Origin of the sequence: Kitasatospora sp. NPDC048296, from assembly GCF_043201815.1 — a bacterium.
GTDB lineage: Bacteria > Actinomycetota > Actinomycetes > Streptomycetales > Streptomycetaceae > Kitasatospora.
Genome location: NZ_JBICZB010000004.1, coordinates 120,985 through 137,667, shown reverse-complemented (window position 1 = coordinate 137,667; position 16,683 = coordinate 120,985). Strand labels below are relative to the sequence as shown.

Genomic DNA, 16,683 nt, shown 5'->3' with positions numbered 1-16,683 from the left:
CCCGTCCGGTCCGAGGAATCGGACCGGACGGGCTCGCTCGGGGATTCGAAGGCGACCGGCGCCGCGGCTCAGACCAGACGGCGGGCGGTGGCCCAGCGGGTGAGCTCGTGGCGGTTGCTGAGCTGGAGCTTGCGCAGGACGGCGGAGACGTGGCTCTCGACGGTCTTCACCGAGATGAAGAGCTGCTTGGCGATCTCCTTGTAGGCGTAGCCGCGGGCGATCAGCCGCAGCACCTCGCGCTCGCGCTGGGTGAGGCGGTCGAGGTCCTCGTCCACCGGCGGGGTGTCGGTGGCGGCGAAGGCGTCCAGGACGAAGCCGGCCAGCCGGGGCGAGAAGACCGCGTCGCCGTCGCCGATCCGGAAGATCGCGTCGACCAGGTCGGTGCCGGTGATGGTCTTGGTGACGTAGCCGCGCGCGCCGCCGCGGATGACGCCGATGACGTCCTCGGCGGCGTCCGAGACGGACAGCGCCAGGAACTTCACCCCGCCCTGCTCGCCCATCACGCCGACCGAGCGGCGCAGCACCTCGACGCCGCCGCCGCCGGGCAGGTGGACGTCCAGCAGCACCACGTCCGGCCTGGTCTCGGCGACCACGCGGACCGCCGAGTCCACGTCGTCGGCCTCGCCGACCACGTCGATGCCGGTCACCTCGGTACGGCCGATCTCGGCCCTGACCCCCGTCCGGAACATCCGGTGGTCGTCCACCAGGACGACCCTGGCCGTGCGCTCCGGCGCTGCCTCAGTCATTCGTTCTCTCCATCTCCAGCTCGACCTCGGTGCCGCCGCCCGCCGCCGGCCGCACCCGAGCGGTGCCGCCGTGGCGCTTCATCCGGCCGATGATCGACTCCCGTACGCCCATCCGGTCCTCGGGCACCGTGTCGGGGTCGAAGCCGGGGCCGTGGTCGCGGATGAACACCGACACCGTCCTCCCCTCCACCTCGGCGTAGACCTGGACCGGTCCCCCGCCACCGTACTTGGCCGCGTTGACGGTCGCCTCCCTCGCGGCCTGCATCTGTGCCGAGATCTTCTCGTCCATCGGGCAGTCGCCGACGATCACCAGCTCGACCGGGACGCCGTGCCGGTCCTCGACCTCGGCGACGGCGGCGCGCAGGGTCTCCGCCATGGTGTCCGGCGCGGCCTCGGCGGCGGCCTCCGGGCGGTACAGCCACAGCCGCAGTTCGCGCTCCTGGGAGCGGGCCAGCCGGAGCACCTCCTTGGGGTCCTCGGCCCGACGCTGGATCAGGGTCAGGGTGTGCAGCACCGAGTCGTGGATGTGGGCGGCGATCTCGGCGCGCTCCTGGGCGCGGATGCGGGCGGTGCGCTCGGCGCCGAGGTCCTGCCACATCCGCAGGCCGTACGGGCCGAGCAGCACCAGCACCCCGGCCAGCACCGCGAGCGAGGCCTCGATCACCGAGCCGAGCGGGGAGCCGCTGCCCTGCATGGCGAGCAGCGCGATGGTGCCGGCCACCGCGAGCAGCACGCCGGCGCCGACCCGGGTGTAGGCGCCGCGCCGCTTCTCGCCCTCCTCGATGCCGAACCAGCGCTGCCAGCGCGAGTCGTCGGCCTGCCGCCACACCAGTGCGACGCCGACGCCGATCGCCAGCAGCGGCCAGGTGTACGGCTTGGCGGTCTGCCAGCCGAGCACGTTCAGCAGGGCGATCAGGCCGATCACGAGCATGACCAGGGCGGCGAGCTGGCCGATGCCGCCCTGCCCGTTCTTGCCGGCGGGCCAGGCGGCGGTCTCGGCGGCGCCCGCGGCCCCCGCGGCCTCGCCCTGGACGGCGGGCGGGGTGACCGGCTCGCCCTGGAGGGCGTGCTGGAGCAGTTCGCGCAGCCGGCCGACCCAGCCGCCGCCGGACTTGGTCAGCGGGGTGCCCGGCCGCAACCAGGGCGAGGTCGGGATGTAGACGCCGTTGACGTTCACCCAGTACGTGCCGCCGCGCTGCGAGGGCTCGCCGATGCCGATCGGCACCACGAACCAGAACGCGGCGTACAGCAGCGCGCCGATCCCCTGCGCGAAGAACAGCAGGACGAAGGCGAGCCGCACCCAGCGGACCGGCAGCCCGAGGTGCACCGCCAGACCGTGCGCCACGCCGCCCAGCATCCGCCCCTGCGGGCTGCGGTAGAGCCGGCGGTACGGCGGCCGCCCGCCGTCGGGCACGTTCGGGTCACCGCCGGCCGACGACGAGGCGTCGGGGGCGAGGGGTCGGGGATCGGTACCGGGTGCTGCCACGGCACCGATGGTTCCACGCGGGGGCCCGCGGGCGCATCAGGGTGTGTCCCCCACGCTTATCAGGGACAAGTCAGGGTACGGGCAGGGCCGGACCCGGTTGGGCCGGACCACCGCCTGCGGGAAGGATGGTGCCCATGACCGAGGACCACCGCATCCAGGAGGCCGGGCCCGCCGCCCCGCCGGAACCGGACCGCCCGCCGCTGACCCGGGCCGAGCACCACCGCGTGGTGGCCGGCGTCTGCGGCGGTCTCGGGCGGCATCTGGACATCGACCCGGTGGTCTTCCGGGTGGTCACCGTGGTGCTCTGCCTCTCCGGCGGCCTCGGACTGTTCCTGTACGGCCTGGCCTGGCTGATCGTCCCGACCGAGGGCGCCGCCGACGGCACGGGCCGGGGCGCGCGCACCGAACTCCAGCGGGTGCTCACCGGCCGGGTCGACGGCCAGTCGGTCGGCGCGGTGCTGCTGACCGTGATCGGCACCGGGGTGTTCTTCTCCTCGATGGGCGACGGCGACCAGCTGTTCCCGCTGCTGCTGCTCGGCGGCCTGGTCTTCCTGGCGGTGCGCTACGACCCGGAACGCCGCCGCGGCCGGATCCGCGGCCGCCGCCGCGGCGGCCCGTACGACCGCCACTTCCCCGAGGGCGAGGGCCACGGCTGGCCGCGCCCGCCGCAGGACGAGGCGGCCCGCGCCCAGCACGCCGCCGGCCAGGCCGCCGGGAGGGTCCCCGCCGACTCCCCCGCCCCCGGCCCGAGCGGTTACCTGTGGGACCCGCGCCACCCCGAGCGCAACCCGTACGGCGAGGCCGCCCCCACCTCCTCGGACACGACTCCCCCATGGGGGTCCCCCCGGCCGGAGGCCGGGGGAGGCGCGAAGGTGCCGCCGCCCGGCGGCCCGGCCCAGCCCTGGTGGCAGCGCGCCGACCTGCCGGAAGGCGACCCGCTGCGCAAGGAGCGCCCGGAGCGCCGCCGCGATCCGGCCGTGGTCCGGCACCCCAGGGAGCGCTCGGCGCTCGGCTTCTTCGGCTTCCTGCTGGCGATCGGCGCGGCCACCGCGGTCTGGTCCGCCTCGGTCGGCCGCACCGACGTCACCAGGCTGAGCACGGTCGTGCTGGCCACCGGTCTGCTGGTGATCGGCCTGACCCTGCTGCTGGCCGCGAAGTTCGGCAAGGCCCGCAGGCTCGCGGTGCTGGGCCTGCTGGCCACCCTGGCGCTGGCCTTCGTCGGCCACGCGCCGCACACCGTGCAGGACGCCATCGGCGACCGCTCGTGGACGGTCGCCTCGGCCGCCGACCTGAAGGACCGCTACAACCTCGGCGCCGGCGACATCCGGCTGGACCTGGCCGGGATCGACCCCGCCGGGAGCACCCTCACCACCAAGGTCGACCTCGGCGCCGGTCAGCTGACCGTCACCCTGCCGCCGGACGTCACGGTGAACCTGGTGGCCCGGGTCGGCCTCGGCAGCATCAACGTCCCCGGCGACCGCAACGACAGCACCGGGCGGCACACCTACGTGCTCGACCCGCCGGCCGGTCATCGGTCCAAGGGCACGCTCGACCTCGAACTCGGCATCGGCATCGGCGACATCAAGGTGGTCCAGCAGTGAGGAAGCACCGGCTCGACCTGTTCTCGCTGATCGCGGGCGGACTGTTCACGGCGATCGCCGTGCTCTACCTGGTGGCGGCGCTCAACGACCGGTCGGTGAACGGACGGATCGTCGTCCCGGTCACCTTCATCGTGCTGGGCGTGGGCGGCCTGGCCGGCGCGGTGGTGGCGGTGGCCCGGCGCAGCCGGCCCGACCGCGAGGACCGAGGCCCGCAGGACTGAGGCCTGTCCGACGCCCGGCTCCGGGCCCGGCCCTCAGCTCTGCAGCGGACCCAGGGTCAGCTTGTCCCCGTCCTTGCTGACGGTGTACCTGGGCAGCGGCTTGACCGCCGGCCCGTTGACCACCGCGCCGGTCGCGGCGTCGAACCGGGAACCGTGGCACGGGCAGTACAGCTGGCCGTTCTTCGGCGCGTCCACCGCGCAGCCGGAGTGGGTGCACACCGAGGAGAGGGCGCAGTACTGGCCCGCCTTGGGCTGCACGATGTAGACGGCGTCCCCGGTGGCCGGGTCCTTGACCTGCGCCGAGCCGCCGACCGGCACGTTCGCCGCGGACACCGAGGGGCCGTGCGCCGAGGGGGCGGGGGCCGAGGGGGCGGGCGCCGTCACGGCGGAGGCGGGGGCCGCGGACTGCTTGGGGGCGGCCTGCTTCCTCCGGCCGAGGGTCCGGGTCAGCGAGCCGGTCAGCAGCCCGGCGCCACCGATCGCGACCGCCGCGATCCCGCCGTCCACCAGCGCCCGGCGCTTGACGTGGCCCTCGGCCAGCCCGCGCTCCCGGTCCCGCCCGGCCCGGCGGGCCAGGTAGCCGTCCACCGACAGGTACGGCGTGCCGGCCAGCAGCAGCGGGGTCCAGGCCATCAGGTAGCCGAGGTCGTTGCCGAGGTAGTAGGGCGAGACGCTCCAGCTGACGGTGAGCCAGAGGCTCAGGTTGATCAGCGCGCCGCCGAGCGCCGCGACCCGGCCCCAGAGGCCGAGCAGGGTGCCGAGGCCGACGGCCAGCTCGCCGAAGGCGACCGCGAGGGCGAACAGGGTGGGCGTGTCGAGGGCCGGGCCGAGCAGGAAGGAGATCGGGCTGCCGACGGTCCTGGCCGCCTGGGTCTGCGAGACGAAGGAGGCCGGATCGCCCGCGCCGGCCAGGAAGTGGGAGTCGGAGAGCTTGTCCAGGGCGGCGTAGACGAAGGTGACGCCGAGGAACAGCCGCAAGGGCAGCAGCGCGTACGTGGATGCGAACGCCCGCAGCTGGGCCGCCCGGTCGGCCTGGCCGGTCGCGTCCCCGTCGACCGCCACGGAGTCACTGGCCTCCGACATCCCTCACACCTTCCTTCGCGGCCTGCCACTCCCTGACAGGTCCGGTCCGCATTCTGCCCGCTCCTGCACGCTTTCGGTGGGACGTCCCGCCCGGGCAGAGCAAGAGGTCCCACCCGGGGGAGCGAACGGCCGCGCCGCCGCTCCCCCATACGGGAACGACGGCGCGGCCGTTCAGCACCGGCTCAGCGGCGCGGGAGTGCTACTCCCACTCGATGGTGCCCGGCGGCTTGCTGGTGACGTCGACGACGACGCGGTTCACGTCGCGGACCTCGTTGGTGATCCGGGTGGAGATCCGGGCCAGCACGTCGTACGGCAGGCGCGACCAGTCGGCGGTCATGGCGTCCTCGGAGGAGACCGGGCGCAGCACGATCGGGTGACCGTAGGTGCGGCCGTCGCCCTGGACGCCCACGCTGCGGACGTCGGCGAGCAGCACGACCGGGCACTGCCAGATCTCGCGGTCCAGACCGGCCGCGGTCAGCTCCTCGCGGGCGATCGCGTCGGCGTCGCGGAGCAGGTCCAGCCGCTCCTCGGTGACCTCGCCGACGATCCGGATGCCCAGGCCCGGGCCCGGGAACGGCTGGCGCTGGACGATCTCCTCCGGCAGGCCGAGCTCCTGGCCGACCATCCGGACCTCGTCCTTGAACAGCTTGCGCAGCGGCTCGACCAGCTGGAACTGCAGGTCCTCGGGCAGGCCGCCGACGTTGTGGTGGGACTTGATGTTGGCGGTGCCGGTGCCGCCGCCGGACTCCACCACGTCCGGGTACAGGGTGCCCTGGACCAGGAAGTCGACCGACTCGCCGTGCGCGCCGGCCTCGGCGACGATCTCGGCCTGGGCCTGCTCGAAGACCCGGATGAACTCGCGGCCGATGATCTTGCGCTTCTCCTCGGGGTCGGTGACCCCCTTCAGCGCGTTCAGGAAGCGCTCGGAGGCGTCGACGACCTTCAGCTGGACGCCGGTGGCGGCCACGAAGTCCTTCTCGACCTGCTCGGTCTCGCCCTTGCGCATCAGGCCGTGGTCGACGTAGACGCAGGTCAGCCGGTCGCCGATGGCCTTGTTGACCAGGGCGGCGGCGACCGCGGAGTCCACCCCGCCGGACAGGCCGCAGATCGCGCGCTTGTTGCCGACCTGCTCCCGGATCAGGGCGATCTGCTCGTCGACCACGCTGCCGGTGGTCCAGGTCGGAGCGATGCCGGCGCCGCGGTAGAGGAAGTGCTCCAGGATCTGCTGACCGTGGTCGGAGTGCAGCACCTCGGGGTGGTACTGGACGCCGTACAGGCGGGCCTCGTCGTTCTCGAAGGCCGCGACCGGCACCACGTCGGTGGAGGCGGTGACGGTGAAGCCCTCCGGGGCGGCGGAGCAGGCGTCGCCGTGCGACATCCACACCGAGTGCTGCGCCGGGACGCCCTCGAACAGGGTGGAGCCGGTGCGGGAGACCACCAGCGGGGTGCGGCCGTACTCGCGGGAGCCGGTGTTGTCGACGGTGCCGCCGAGGGTCACGGCCATCAGCTGGAAGCCGTAGCACATGCCGAAGACCGGGACACCGGCCTCGAAGATCGCACGGTCGATCTGCGGCGCGCCCTCTTCGTAGACCGACGACGGGCCACCGGAGAGGATGATCGCCTTCGGGTTCTTGGCGAGCATCTCGGCGACCGGCATGCTGCTCGGCACGATCTCGCTGTAGACCCGCGCCTCACGCACCCGACGGGCGATGAGCTGGGCGTACTGGGCACCGAAGTCGACCACCAGGACGGTGTCGTTGTCCGGTGCGGACTGGACGGGAATTGCAGAGGACACAGACGGCCTTCCGGCAGCGGTATCGAGGTGTCGCGCTGAACCGCCTCCCCGGCGGGGGCGGCGGCGGCGGACGGGTGTGGGGTGTCTGGACTCCGATTCTACCGGGCTGTCCGGTTTCACTCGTCTGCCCGTCCAAAGAACCGTGACCGGGCGGGCCTGCGCTTCGTTGCTTCTGACAACCGCACGGCCACGCCGCGTCCGCCAGACGCGCCGCCAGCGCCCCCGACCGGGGGCACGCCGTACGGGCTGCAGGACCACGCGTGGAGCTTCACCCCAGTCCACCGGCGCACGTGGCGCCGCCGCCCCGGCCCGCCGGGGAGCGCGGCTCCGTGGGACCGTGCGCGGGTGCCGCGGCCGGCCAGCAGGGGACAGCGACCCCGGCCGCGACTGGGCCGAGAGGTGGGGCGGCCGGCCCCGGGGACGCCCGGGACCGGCCGTCGCACCGAAGGTTCACCCCGGGGCACGCCCCGGGCGCACAACCCTCACCGTCCCGCACTGCTACGCGCGTCCCCGTGCGCCGCAACCACTTCGACCACTACTCACCGTGATCATTCGGCGCGGTGCCCGCCGTAAATGGACTGTGCCGAACTGTGCCGAATCGGTTGCAGAGCAAGCCCTCCGTCCAGCACGATGCTCGGTGTGAACGGTTCTCCCGGCGGCCGGCAGGCTCATCGCGGAGGTCCGGACCGATGTCTCCGCCGCCGCCGTGCAGGAAGGCGACACCGGTTTTCACTTCACGCTCCGTGAGCGGGGGCCCGGCGCAAACCTGCGCGCCGACCGCCGTCGCACAGACGTGCGCGACCCACTCCGCCGGCCACCCACGCCGGAGCCGCGAGGACGCGACCCGAAGCCAACCGACACGACGGCGCTCCTCCCCCGGCGCCGTCACCTCCAGCACCGGCGCAGCCCTGACGCCGAGTGCTGAACGACAAAGGGCCCCGTTCCCCCGCGGGGCCCTTTGCCCGTTCCCCGGCCGCGGCCAGGCGGTCAGGGGGTCTCGCGTCAGGGGTGGTCGCGCCAGACGCTCGGGTCCACCGGCTCCTCGGGCGGCCGCGGCGGGTGGCCGGGCAGCGGTGTGCCGGCGGGGGGCGGCGGCGTCTCGTGCGAGCCGATCACCTCGCTCACCCCGGTCCCGGGCGGCTCCGGCGGCGCGTCCTGCGGTGCGGCGTCCGGCGGCGGCGCCCCGTACGGTGTGGGGGCCTGCGGCAGCACGCCCTGTGGCGCAACGCCGTACGCCGGACCGCCCGGGTACGGCACCTGCGGCGGCACCGCCCCGTAAGACCCGTGCGGCGCACCGTACGGCGCGGCGCCGGACGCGTACCGGACGACCCGGCCCCGGCTGCCGAGGGCGGAGAGCACCGCGGGCACCACCAGCGCTCCGACCACCGCCCAGACCGCACTGGCCACCAGGACGCTCGGGAACGCCAGGCCCACCGTGGTGTCCTGCGAGGTGCTTCGGCTGCCGGACCCGCCCCAGCTCCCGACCGACGGCACCACGTACGACATCGAGGTGGTCATCAGCCCGCCGGACGCCGCCGAGAGCAGGGTGAGCAGCCCGGCGTGCACGGCCGCCAGCCGCAACCGGTCGGCGGCGTCCAGCTGCCGCCGGTACGCCGTCCAGCCGAGGAAGCCGGCCGCGGCGAGCGCCAGCAGCCCCGTCCAGCGCCAGTCGGCGGTCTGGTCGTGCAGGTCGAAGAAGGAGAACTCCGCGCCGTCGCCGCCCTGCCCGCGCCAGTCCGGCACGTCCCCGCCCAGGTCGCTGTGGGCCCGGAAGGTGGCGCCCGAGCCGATGCCCAGCAGCACCAGGCCGAGGTTCGGCAGGAAGGCCAGCGAGCTCGCCGTCAGCCAGCCGTTGTCGTTGTTGACCGCGACCAGCACGAAGGCCGTCACCGAGGCCAGGCCCAGGGTCAGCGTCAGCGCCCGGCCCGCGGTCAGCGCGGCCACCGCCCAGCCGCGCACCGCCCGGCTGCGCCAGGCGGCCCAGCGCAGCGCGTCGGTGCCGTACACGGCGAAGGTCAGCAGCCCGCCCAGCACCACGGCCCAGCCGACCGCCCACAGCCAGGTGGAGTCGGCGGTGAAGCTCGCCTTCGCGAGGTCGGCGGTGCCGGAGCCGTAGTAGTCGGCGTCGAGTTCACGGCGGTCCGGCTGCCAGGTGGTGCTCCCGACCGCCCCGAGCAGCAGGGTCGCCAGGCCGAGGACCAGGGCGGTGCGCAGCGCCTCGCCGGCCGCCTGCGCCCTCGTCAGCTGGGAGCCGTCGGCCTTGCGCCGGCGCAGCCCGGCCCGCAGACCGAGCCAGAGCGCCAGGCACCACAGGACGGTGACGGTCATCGGCACCACCCAGAAGGTGATGTCCATGCGCCCCGCGCTGCCCCGGAACAGCGGGCTCTGGTAGCCGAGCCGGAACGGCGCGCCGAGCGCGTTCAGCGCCATCGACAGCATCACGCCGAAGCGGTGGCCGAAATCGGGCGCGGGGAAGGAGCCGTCGTAGGTGTAGTCACTGGGGATGGCCACGGCCAGCGCCACCAGCAGCAGGACCAGCGTCGGGGCGACGGCCGCCAGGAAGGCGGGGCGCCAGTCCAGCCCGGTGAGCAGGCGCTGCGGCTTCTCGTACGGAACGCCGGCGCCCCAACTGCCCGTCCCGGGCGGGCCGCCGACCGGCGGCTGCTTCACGTACGCCTGGCCGGCGCCCGGGCCGGGCGGCGGGTAGGAGCCGGGCGGCGCGGCGGGCGGCGGCGGCCCGTACCCGGGAGCGGGCGGCGGCACGGCGGGCGGGGCGACGGTCGGGGGCGGGGGTGCCGGCGGTCGGCCGCACGACCCGCAGGCGGGCGCTCCCTCCACCGAAGTCGCGCCGCACGATGCGCAGTTGGCCATGGACCGCATTCCCCCCGCTCGACGAGTTCCTGGTCCCCCAGGGAGCCCGTTTATCCCATCGGATCCGAACGGCTGTCAACCGCGAAAGAAACCAGTGGGTTTGGCCCCGACCGGGCGGGTCCGGGGCCGGTCCACGGGCTCTAGTCGCGCTTCTTCGGAACCTCCGGGACGGGCAGCAGCGGCAGCCGCAGCGCACCGAACGCGCCCTCCGGCACGGCCGGTCGGACCGGCGCGACGGCGGCGACCGGGCGGTAGGCCTCGCCCGGGGCCGGGCGCGGGTCCTCCTCGCCCTTGTTGGGCCACATCGACAGGGCGCGCTCGGCCTGGGCGGTGATGGTGAGCGAGGGGTTCACACCGAGGTTGGCGGAGACGGCCGCGCCGTCCACCACGCTGATCCCGGGGTGCCCGTACAGCCGGTGGTACGGGTCGACTACGCCGGTCTCGGGGGCGTCGCCGATCGGGCAGCCGCCGAGGAAGTGCGCGGTCATCGGGATGTCGAAGATCTCGCCGACGGTGCTGCCCGCGAAGCCGTTGATCTCCTCGGCCAGCGCCTGGGCGCCCTGCTCCGCGGCCGGGATCCAGGTCGGGTTGGGGGTGCCGTGGCCCTGGCTGGAGGTGAGCCGGGGCTTGCCGAGCGGGCCCTTCTTGAGCGAGACGGTGATCGAGTTGTCCAGCGACTGCATCACCAGACCGATGATCGTCTTCTCGGACCAGCCGCGCTGGTCCATCGAGCGGGCGAAGGTCGCCGGGTGGAGCACCGAGTTGCCCAGGTAGCGCAGCCAGCGCGGGCCCCTCCCGCCACCCTTGACCTGGGCGATGGACAGCGCGCCCATCGCGTTGGAGCCCTTGCCGTAGCGGACCGGCTCGATGTGGGTGTTGGCGTCCGGGTGGATCGAGGAGGTGATCGCGACGCCCTTGGTGAAGTCCGCCTTGCGGCCGTAGCGCCGGTCGGTGGTCTGCGCGCCCACCAGCGCCTCGGAGTTGGTGCGGGTCAGCTCGCCGAGCCGGGCGGAGATCCGGGGCAGGTGGCCGGCGTCGCGCATCCGGTGCAGCAGCGACTGGGTGCCGTAGGTGCCGGCCGCGACGACCACCCGGGCGGCGGTGACGGTCCGCGCGCCCGCCTTCACCCGGTCGGTCCTGGAGCGGGAGTCGGTGCGGCGCACGTCCACGGCGAAGCCTTCGCCGTGCTCCCGGATCCGGGCCACCGTGGTGAGCGGGAGGATCTCGGCGCCGCCCCGCTCCGCCAGGTACAGGTAGTTCTCGGTGAGCATGTTCTTGGCGCCGTGCCGGCAGCCGGTCATGCACTCGCCGCACTCCACGCAGGCCTTGCGGGCCGGGCCGGCCCCGCCGAAGTACGGGTCGGCGACCTCGTCCCCGGGCGCCGCCTTGGTGGTGCCGTCGGTGTCCTTGCCGTCGCCGAAGAAGACCCCGACCGGCGCCATGTGGAAGGTGTCGCCGACGCCCATCCGCTCGGCGGCCGCCTTGAGGTGGACGTCCGAGGGGGTGACGGTCGGGTTCAGCCGGACCCCGAGCATCCGCTGCGCCTGGTCGTAGAACGGCGCCAACTCCTGCTGCCAGTCCGTGATGTGGCGCCACTGACGGTCTTCGAAGAAGGCCTTCGGCGGCACGTACAGGGTGTTGGCGTAGTTCAGCGAACCGCCGCCGACCCCGGCGCCGGCCAGGATCAGCACATTGGCCAGCAGATGGATCCGCTGGATGCCGTACAGCCCGAGCTGCGGCGCCCACAGGTAGTTCGGCAGGTCCCAGGAGTTCCGGGGCAGTTCGTCCCGCTCGAAGCGCCGACCGGCCTCCAGGACGGCGACCCGGTAGCCCTTCTCGGTCAGCCGCAGCGCCGCGACCGAACCGCCGAAGCCGGAACCGACCACGACCACGTCGTAGTCGAACTCCGCCGCACCGCCGGACTCCACCATCTGCCACTGCTCCTTCGAGGGTTGAACCTACCTGTGGGAAAAGCCGGTCGGACGCCACTCGGCCCCGGGCGCCAGGTGGGCCCCGAAGTCACCTGGGTCCGGGAGCCGCGTGCGCCCGGCCGCCCCCGGCCCGGGGGTCACTTGAACCGCAGCGCCTTGAGCACCCGCAGTCCACCGGTCATCACGGCCGCGAACTGCTTGTCGTCCAGGCCGAAGGAGGGCGCCAGCGGCATCACCCGCTGGGTCGCGATGGTCTGCGCCTCGGTGAAGCGCAGGATGCCCTCGGCGCCGTGGCGCCGGCCGAGCCCGGAGTCGCCCATCCCGCCCATCGGCGAGGCGACCGAGCCGTACGCGGCCGCGTACGCCTCGTTGACGTTGACCGTCCCGGTGCGCAGCCGGGCCGCGACCGCCCGGCCGCGCCGCAGGTCCCTGGTCCAGACGCTGGAGTTCAGGCCGTACGGCGTGGAGTTGGCGGCCGCGACCGCCTCCTCCTCGGTGTCGAAGCGGTAGACCGCGACGACCGGACCGAAGGTCTCCTCGCCGCAGACCGACATCTCCGGGGTCACCCCGTCGAGGACGGTCGGCTCGTAGAAGTACGGGCCGAGGTCCGGCCGGGCCCGTCCGCCGGCCAGCACGGTGGCGCCCGCCTTGACCGCCTCCTCCACGTGCCGGGTGGTGGTGTCCAGCTGGCGCACGGAGACCAGCGAGCCCATGTCGGCGCCGTACGCGAGGCCGCCGCCCAGGCGCAGCGCCCGGGTGCGGGCGACGAAGCGCTCCAGGAACTCGTCGGCCACCGAGCGGTGCACCAGCAGCCGCTCGATCGAGATGCACAGCTGCCCGGCCGAGGAGAAGCAGGCCCGGACGGCGCCCGCGGCGGCCGCGTCGAGGTCGGCGTCGGAGAGCACCAGCATGGCGTTCTTGCCGCCGAGTTCGAGCGAGGCGCCGACCAGCCGGGCGGCGGCGCGCTGGGCGACCTCGCGGCCGGTGCGGGTCGAGCCGGTGAAGGAGACGTAGTCGGCGTGCTCCACCACGGCAGGCCCGATCACCGGGCCGTCGCCGATCACCACCTGCCACAGGTCGGCCGGCAGCCCGGCCTCGATCAGCAGCTCGCGGGCCCACAGCCCGGTCAGCGCGGTCTGGGTGTCGGGCTTGTTGACCACCGCGTTGCCGGCCGCGAAGGCGGGCAGCAGGTCGCCGATGCACAGCTCCAGCGGGTAGTTCCACGGCGAGATGTGGCCGACCACGCCCTTGGGGCGGCGGGCCTCGACGGTGTGGGTGAGCACCGGCAGCGCCCCGCCGCGGCGGCGGTCCCGGAGGTAACCCTGCGCGCCGCGCCCGTAGTGCCGGGCGGCCATGGCGACGGCGAGCACCTCCTCGAAGGCGTGCAGCCGGGCCTTGCCGGTCTCGGCCTGGATCAGGTCCAGCACCTCGTCCTGCCGCTCGAGCAGCAGGTCGTGGAAGCGCAGCAGGACGGCGGCGCGGCGGCGCACCGGCAGCGCGGCCCAGGCGGACTGGGCGCGGCGGGCCAGCTGGAAGGCGACCTCGACGTCGGCCGGGGTGGACCGCGGCAGGCCGGCCAGCCGCTCGCCGGTCAGCGGGGCGACGGTCTCCACCACACTGGGCTCACCGGTCGCGGTGACCCCGGCGGCCAGCCGGGCCACCAGGGACGGCGGGACGGCGGCCGCGACGGTCCGGCCACCCCCGGGAGCTGCCGGGTTGCCGCTCGCGGGACCGGCGCCGGGGTGTTCGGTGGCCGCTGCATCTGCTGTGAGGTCCGACATACGGCGCAGCCTAGGCCTTCGGGGACCGGTTCGGTACCCGTGGGTAACAAGAATCTGCCGCAGTCGGGCGAAAGCGGGGCGCTCCGCCCGTCGGCGCCGCCTCTCAGCGCGTGGGGGTGAAGGCGTTGAGCACCGTGGTGAAGCGCTGCAAGGTCTCGTTCCAGTCGTTGCCCTTGTCCGGACTGGACGAGTAGATCGCGTAGGCGGTGCCGTCGTCGTCGATGAACTCGGTCTCGATCGCGCGCCGGCGGCCGCCCTCCTTGGCCGCGTAGCTGAACTCCCAGACCGCCGCCTCGTGGCCGTTCACGGCGGAGCTCGCCATCCGGTGCTGCTTGTAGTCCTTCTGCGCCTTGGAGACGCTGGCCTCCATCTGCTTCATGTGGTCCAGCGGCTTGATCGACTGGCCGACGGTGACCGCGAACTGCAGGTAGTGCACCTTGCCGTCCGGGCTGTAGAAGATCTGGGTGTTGTCCGTCCCGGTGATCCGCTGCCAGGTCGGGCTGGCGGTCGGCAGCAGGAAACGGAAGCCGGCCGGATCGTCGACCCAGTGGTAGCCGTTGGGCGCGGACGTCTCGGGGCCGGCGCTGCCGCTCGGCTCCGGCTCGGTGGTCTCGGCCGGGCCGGTCGGGGCGGGGTCGCCGGCCGGGCTGCGGACCACGTGCCGGGTGGCGAGGAAGGTCGCCCCGGCCGCCAGCACCCCGACGGCCACCGCGATGGCGACCAGCTTCAGTCGGCTGCGGCGCTTGGCCGGTCCGCGCGCAGGCGCGACGGTGTGCGCGATCGGCGCACTGACGGCGGTGTGCGCCTGCGGCGCGACGGGCGCGCCCCCGGCGGTGTCCTCGGCGACGGCCGGGACGGCGGACGAACCGACGGAGGTGGCGGCCGTCCCGGCGTCGGCCGGACGCGGCTCGGTGGGCTCCTCCGAGCCCTCCTGCGGCGGCGTCGCGGTCCCCTCCGGCGCCTCGCTGCGGTCCACCACCGGCACCGACTGGGTCGGCGTACGGACGGACGCGACGGACTTCAGGCCGATGGTGTGCCCGGCCTGCACCTCGGCCAGCATCCGGGCCGCCTCGTCCGCGCTCGGCCGGTCGGCCGGGTCCTTGGCCATCAGCGCGGCCAGCACCGGCCCCAGCGGCCCGGCCCGGCGCGACTCCGGCAACGGCTCGTCGACCACCGCGGCCAGCGTGGTGATCGGCGAGTCCCGGCGGAACGGCGACTGCCCCTCGACCGCCGCGTACAGCGTGGCCCCCAGGCCCCACAGGTCGGAGGCCGGACCGGGCCGCTCGCCCTGGGCACGCTCGGGCGCCAGGTAGTCCGGCGAGCCGACCAGGTCACCCGGCCGGGTCAGCTCGGTCGAGCCTTCGTAGGTCGCGATGCCGAAGTCCAGCAGCACCACCCGCCCGGTGCCGCGCTCCAGCAGGACGTTGGCCGGCTTGACGTCCCGGTGCAGCACGCCGAGCTGGTGGCCGCGGTGCAGCGCGGCCAGCACCTGGCTGCCGACCTCGGCGGCGGCGCGCGGCTGGAGGGTGCCGTCCTGGCTGATCACGTCGGCCAGCGAGCGGCCGTCGACCAGCTCCATCACGATCCAGGGCCGACTGTCCTGCTCCAGCACGTCGTGCACGGTGATCACACCGGGGTGCTTGATCCGGGCGGCCGCGCTGGCCTCGCGCTTCATCCGCGCGTGCAGGATCTGCAGGTCCTCCTCGGGGAGGTGGTTGACGGTCAGCTCCTTGACCGCGACCTCGCGGTCCAGCATCCGGTCCCAGGCCCGCCAGACCGTGCCCATCCCGCCCCGGCCGAGCCGCTCACCGAGCTCGTACCGCCCGGCCAACAACCGCTCCGCCTCAGCCGCCTCCGGCCGGTCCTGCACGCCCATCGGCGACCGCTCCCCCTCTCGGGTTTCCACCTACCGTCACCTCGGCGGATCGCCTGGTGCGGACCGCTGTTCGAACTGATCCCACGCACACATTAGGCGCACCTCGCGCACCCCGGTAATCACGCCCGCCCACCGGACCGGGGAACCGGTGCGCACCGAGGCCGTCAGCCTGCGAACAGCACCACGGCGACCGTTCCCACCACCAGCAGCAGGAACACGCCCCCGACCAGCAGCGGCCCCAATAGGGAGGGGGGTATCCGGGGGGCTCTACCGCCGCCCGCACCCGCCTCGTTGAACTCCGTACCGACCTCCGGCCGACCGCCCCCGCCCCGCCGACGCGGCCGCTGCCGCACCAGCGGCGCGTCCGGCTTCAGCTCCACCGCCCGCGCCGCCCGCTCCCCGTCGGCCGGCTCCGGCGCGCCCACCAGCAGCGCGGCCAGCTCCTGCCGCGCCGCCTCCGCGGTCGGCCGCAGGGTCGGATCCGGCTGCAGCAGCCGCTCGGCCAGCGGCGCCAGCGGCCCGCAGACCACCGAGGGCTCGCGCCGCCCGTCCCGAACCGCCGTCACCAGCTCCGCCACACCGCCCTCCGGGTACGGCGCACGGCCGGTGAGCATCCGTTGCATCAGCACCCCGAGCGCCCAGCAGTCGCCCGCCGGACCGCCGTCCAGCGGCCAGCGCTCGGCCACCGAGCCGACCAGGGTGGCCCGCACCTCGTAACGACGGCGGCCCCCCGGCCCGCCGAGGTCCTCGGCCAGCGCCTCCTGCGCCGTCCCGGAGAGCAGCCCGCCGAGCATCGCCGCACCGTCCTCGCAGACCAGCACCGAATCGGCGGTCAGATTGCCGTGGGCGAGCCCGGCCTCGTGCAGCGCCCGCAGCGCGCCGGCCAGGTCCGCCGCCAACTCGGCCGCCCGGTACGGCGACACCGGCCCGCCGGCGAGCAGCTCGGCCAGCGTCTGCCCGGCCGGCCGCTCCTCCACCGTCCACAGCAGCTCGCCCTCGACGAAGGCCCCGACCCCGCGCAGCAGCCGCGGGTGCCAGGACGGCGCGGCCGAGCCGACCGCCGCCACCCGCCGCACCAGCCGCTCCCCGTGCGCGGGGTTCGGCTCGTCCGGGTCCTGACCGGCGGTCAGCAGCGCGGGCAGCTCCACGGCGCGCAGCAGCACCGACTCGCCGGTCCCCTCGTCCACCGCGAAGGCGCGCAGCGGTTCCGGGCGGTCCGTCAGCCGGTACCGCCCCGCCAGCAACTGCCCAGGGCCGCCTCGCATGCCAGTTCCTCTCGCTCACCGAGCAGC

General features: G+C 74.4%; 11 protein-coding genes and 1 pseudogene. 2 read left to right on the top strand and 10 right to left on the bottom strand.

Annotated elements, in window-relative coordinates:
• Positions 1-68: 68 nt before the first annotated feature.
• Together ACGF12_RS04825 and ACGF12_RS04820 are read right to left on the bottom strand one after the other, a co-directional pair.
• On the bottom strand, positions 69-746 hold the full coding sequence (locus tag ACGF12_RS04825; RefSeq protein ID WP_393025492.1) for a LuxR C-terminal-related transcriptional regulator: 678 nt from the start codon (positions 744-746) through the stop codon (positions 69-71).
• Positions 739-2,103, bottom strand: a complete 1,365-nt coding sequence (locus ACGF12_RS04820) for a PspC domain-containing protein (RefSeq protein ID WP_393025751.1) — start codon at positions 2,101-2,103, stop codon at positions 739-741. Before ACGF12_RS04820 ends, ACGF12_RS04825 begins: the two co-directional genes overlap by 8 nt.
• A 263-nt stretch (positions 2,104-2,366) precedes the next feature.
• Between ACGF12_RS04820 and ACGF12_RS04815 the strand changes: the two genes are divergently transcribed.
• Together ACGF12_RS04815 and ACGF12_RS04810 are read left to right on the top strand one after the other, a co-directional pair.
• A complete protein-coding gene (locus tag ACGF12_RS04815; RefSeq protein ID WP_393025489.1) occupies positions 2,367-3,833 on the top strand; it encodes a PspC domain-containing protein in 1,467 nt (488 codons plus the stop codon).
• The gene (locus ACGF12_RS04810) at positions 3,830-4,054 is read left to right on the top strand and encodes a hypothetical protein (protein ID WP_393025486.1); all 225 of its coding nucleotides are present in this window, start codon (positions 3,830-3,832) and stop codon (positions 4,052-4,054) included. Before ACGF12_RS04815 ends, ACGF12_RS04810 begins: the two co-directional genes overlap by 4 nt.
• Before the next feature lie 33 nt (positions 4,055-4,087).
• On the opposite strand, the gene ACGF12_RS04805 is transcribed toward ACGF12_RS04810, so the two are convergent.
• From ACGF12_RS04805 to ACGF12_RS04770, 8 genes and pseudogenes are all read right to left on the bottom strand, one after another.
• The gene (locus ACGF12_RS04805; RefSeq protein ID WP_387616891.1) at positions 4,088-4,372 is read right to left on the bottom strand and encodes a ubiquinol-cytochrome c reductase iron-sulfur subunit; all 285 of its coding nucleotides are present in this window, start codon (positions 4,370-4,372) and stop codon (positions 4,088-4,090) included.
• A 237-nt stretch (positions 4,373-4,609) separates the two neighbouring features.
• Positions 4,610-5,137, bottom strand: a pseudogene (locus ACGF12_RS04800) (DoxX family membrane protein); the annotation flags it as partial.
• Between the two features lie 199 nt (positions 5,138-5,336).
• The gene (gene guaA / locus ACGF12_RS04795; protein ID WP_393025482.1) at positions 5,337-6,932 is read right to left on the bottom strand and encodes a glutamine-hydrolyzing GMP synthase; all 1,596 of its coding nucleotides are present in this window, start codon (positions 6,930-6,932) and stop codon (positions 5,337-5,339) included.
• Positions 6,933-7,934: 1,002 nt separating this feature from the next.
• Positions 7,935-9,695, bottom strand: coding sequence for a hypothetical protein (locus ACGF12_RS04790; protein ID WP_393025479.1), 1,761 nt, complete (start codon positions 9,693-9,695; stop codon positions 7,935-7,937).
• Positions 9,696-9,943: 248 nt separating this feature from the next.
• Positions 9,944-11,734 (bottom strand): GMC oxidoreductase, encoded by a 1,791-nt coding sequence (locus tag ACGF12_RS04785; RefSeq protein WP_393025476.1) that lies wholly within the window; start codon positions 11,732-11,734, stop codon positions 9,944-9,946.
• 137 nt (positions 11,735-11,871) lie between these two features.
• The gene (locus ACGF12_RS04780) at positions 11,872-13,515 is read right to left on the bottom strand and encodes a succinic semialdehyde dehydrogenase (protein WP_393025473.1); all 1,644 of its coding nucleotides are present in this window, start codon (positions 13,513-13,515) and stop codon (positions 11,872-11,874) included.
• A gap of 103 nt (positions 13,516-13,618) precedes the next feature.
• Positions 13,619-15,391: a protein kinase gene (locus tag ACGF12_RS04775; RefSeq protein WP_393025470.1), complete on the bottom strand. Its 1,773-nt coding sequence runs from the start codon at positions 15,389-15,391 to the stop codon at positions 13,619-13,621.
• 164 nt (positions 15,392-15,555) lie between these two features.
• Positions 15,556-16,656 (bottom strand): protein kinase, encoded by a 1,101-nt coding sequence (locus ACGF12_RS04770; protein ID WP_393025466.1) that lies wholly within the window; start codon positions 16,654-16,656, stop codon positions 15,556-15,558.
• Between the last annotated feature and the right edge of the window lie 27 nt (positions 16,657-16,683).

Coding starts and splice junctions, on each gene's coding strand:
- ACGF12_RS04775 (WP_393025470.1), bottom strand. CDS start 15,391: ATGGGCGTGCAGGACCGGCCGGAGGCGGCTGAGGCGGAGCGGTTGTTG.
- ACGF12_RS04785 (WP_393025476.1), bottom strand. CDS start 11,734: ATGGTGGAGTCCGGCGGTGCGGCGGAGTTCGACTACGACGTGGTCGTG.
- ACGF12_RS04815 (WP_393025489.1), top strand. CDS start 2,367: ATGACCGAGGACCACCGCATCCAGGAGGCCGGGCCCGCCGCCCCGCCG.
- ACGF12_RS04820 (WP_393025751.1), bottom strand. CDS start 2,103: ATGCTGGGCGGCGTGGCGCACGGTCTGGCGGTGCACCTCGGGCTGCCG.
- ACGF12_RS04780 (WP_393025473.1), bottom strand. CDS start 13,515: ATGTCGGACCTCACAGCAGATGCAGCGGCCACCGAACACCCCGGCGCC.
- ACGF12_RS04770 (WP_393025466.1), bottom strand. CDS start 16,656: ATGCGAGGCGGCCCTGGGCAGTTGCTGGCGGGGCGGTACCGGCTGACG.
- ACGF12_RS04825 (WP_393025492.1), bottom strand. CDS start 746: ATGACTGAGGCAGCGCCGGAGCGCACGGCCAGGGTCGTCCTGGTGGAC.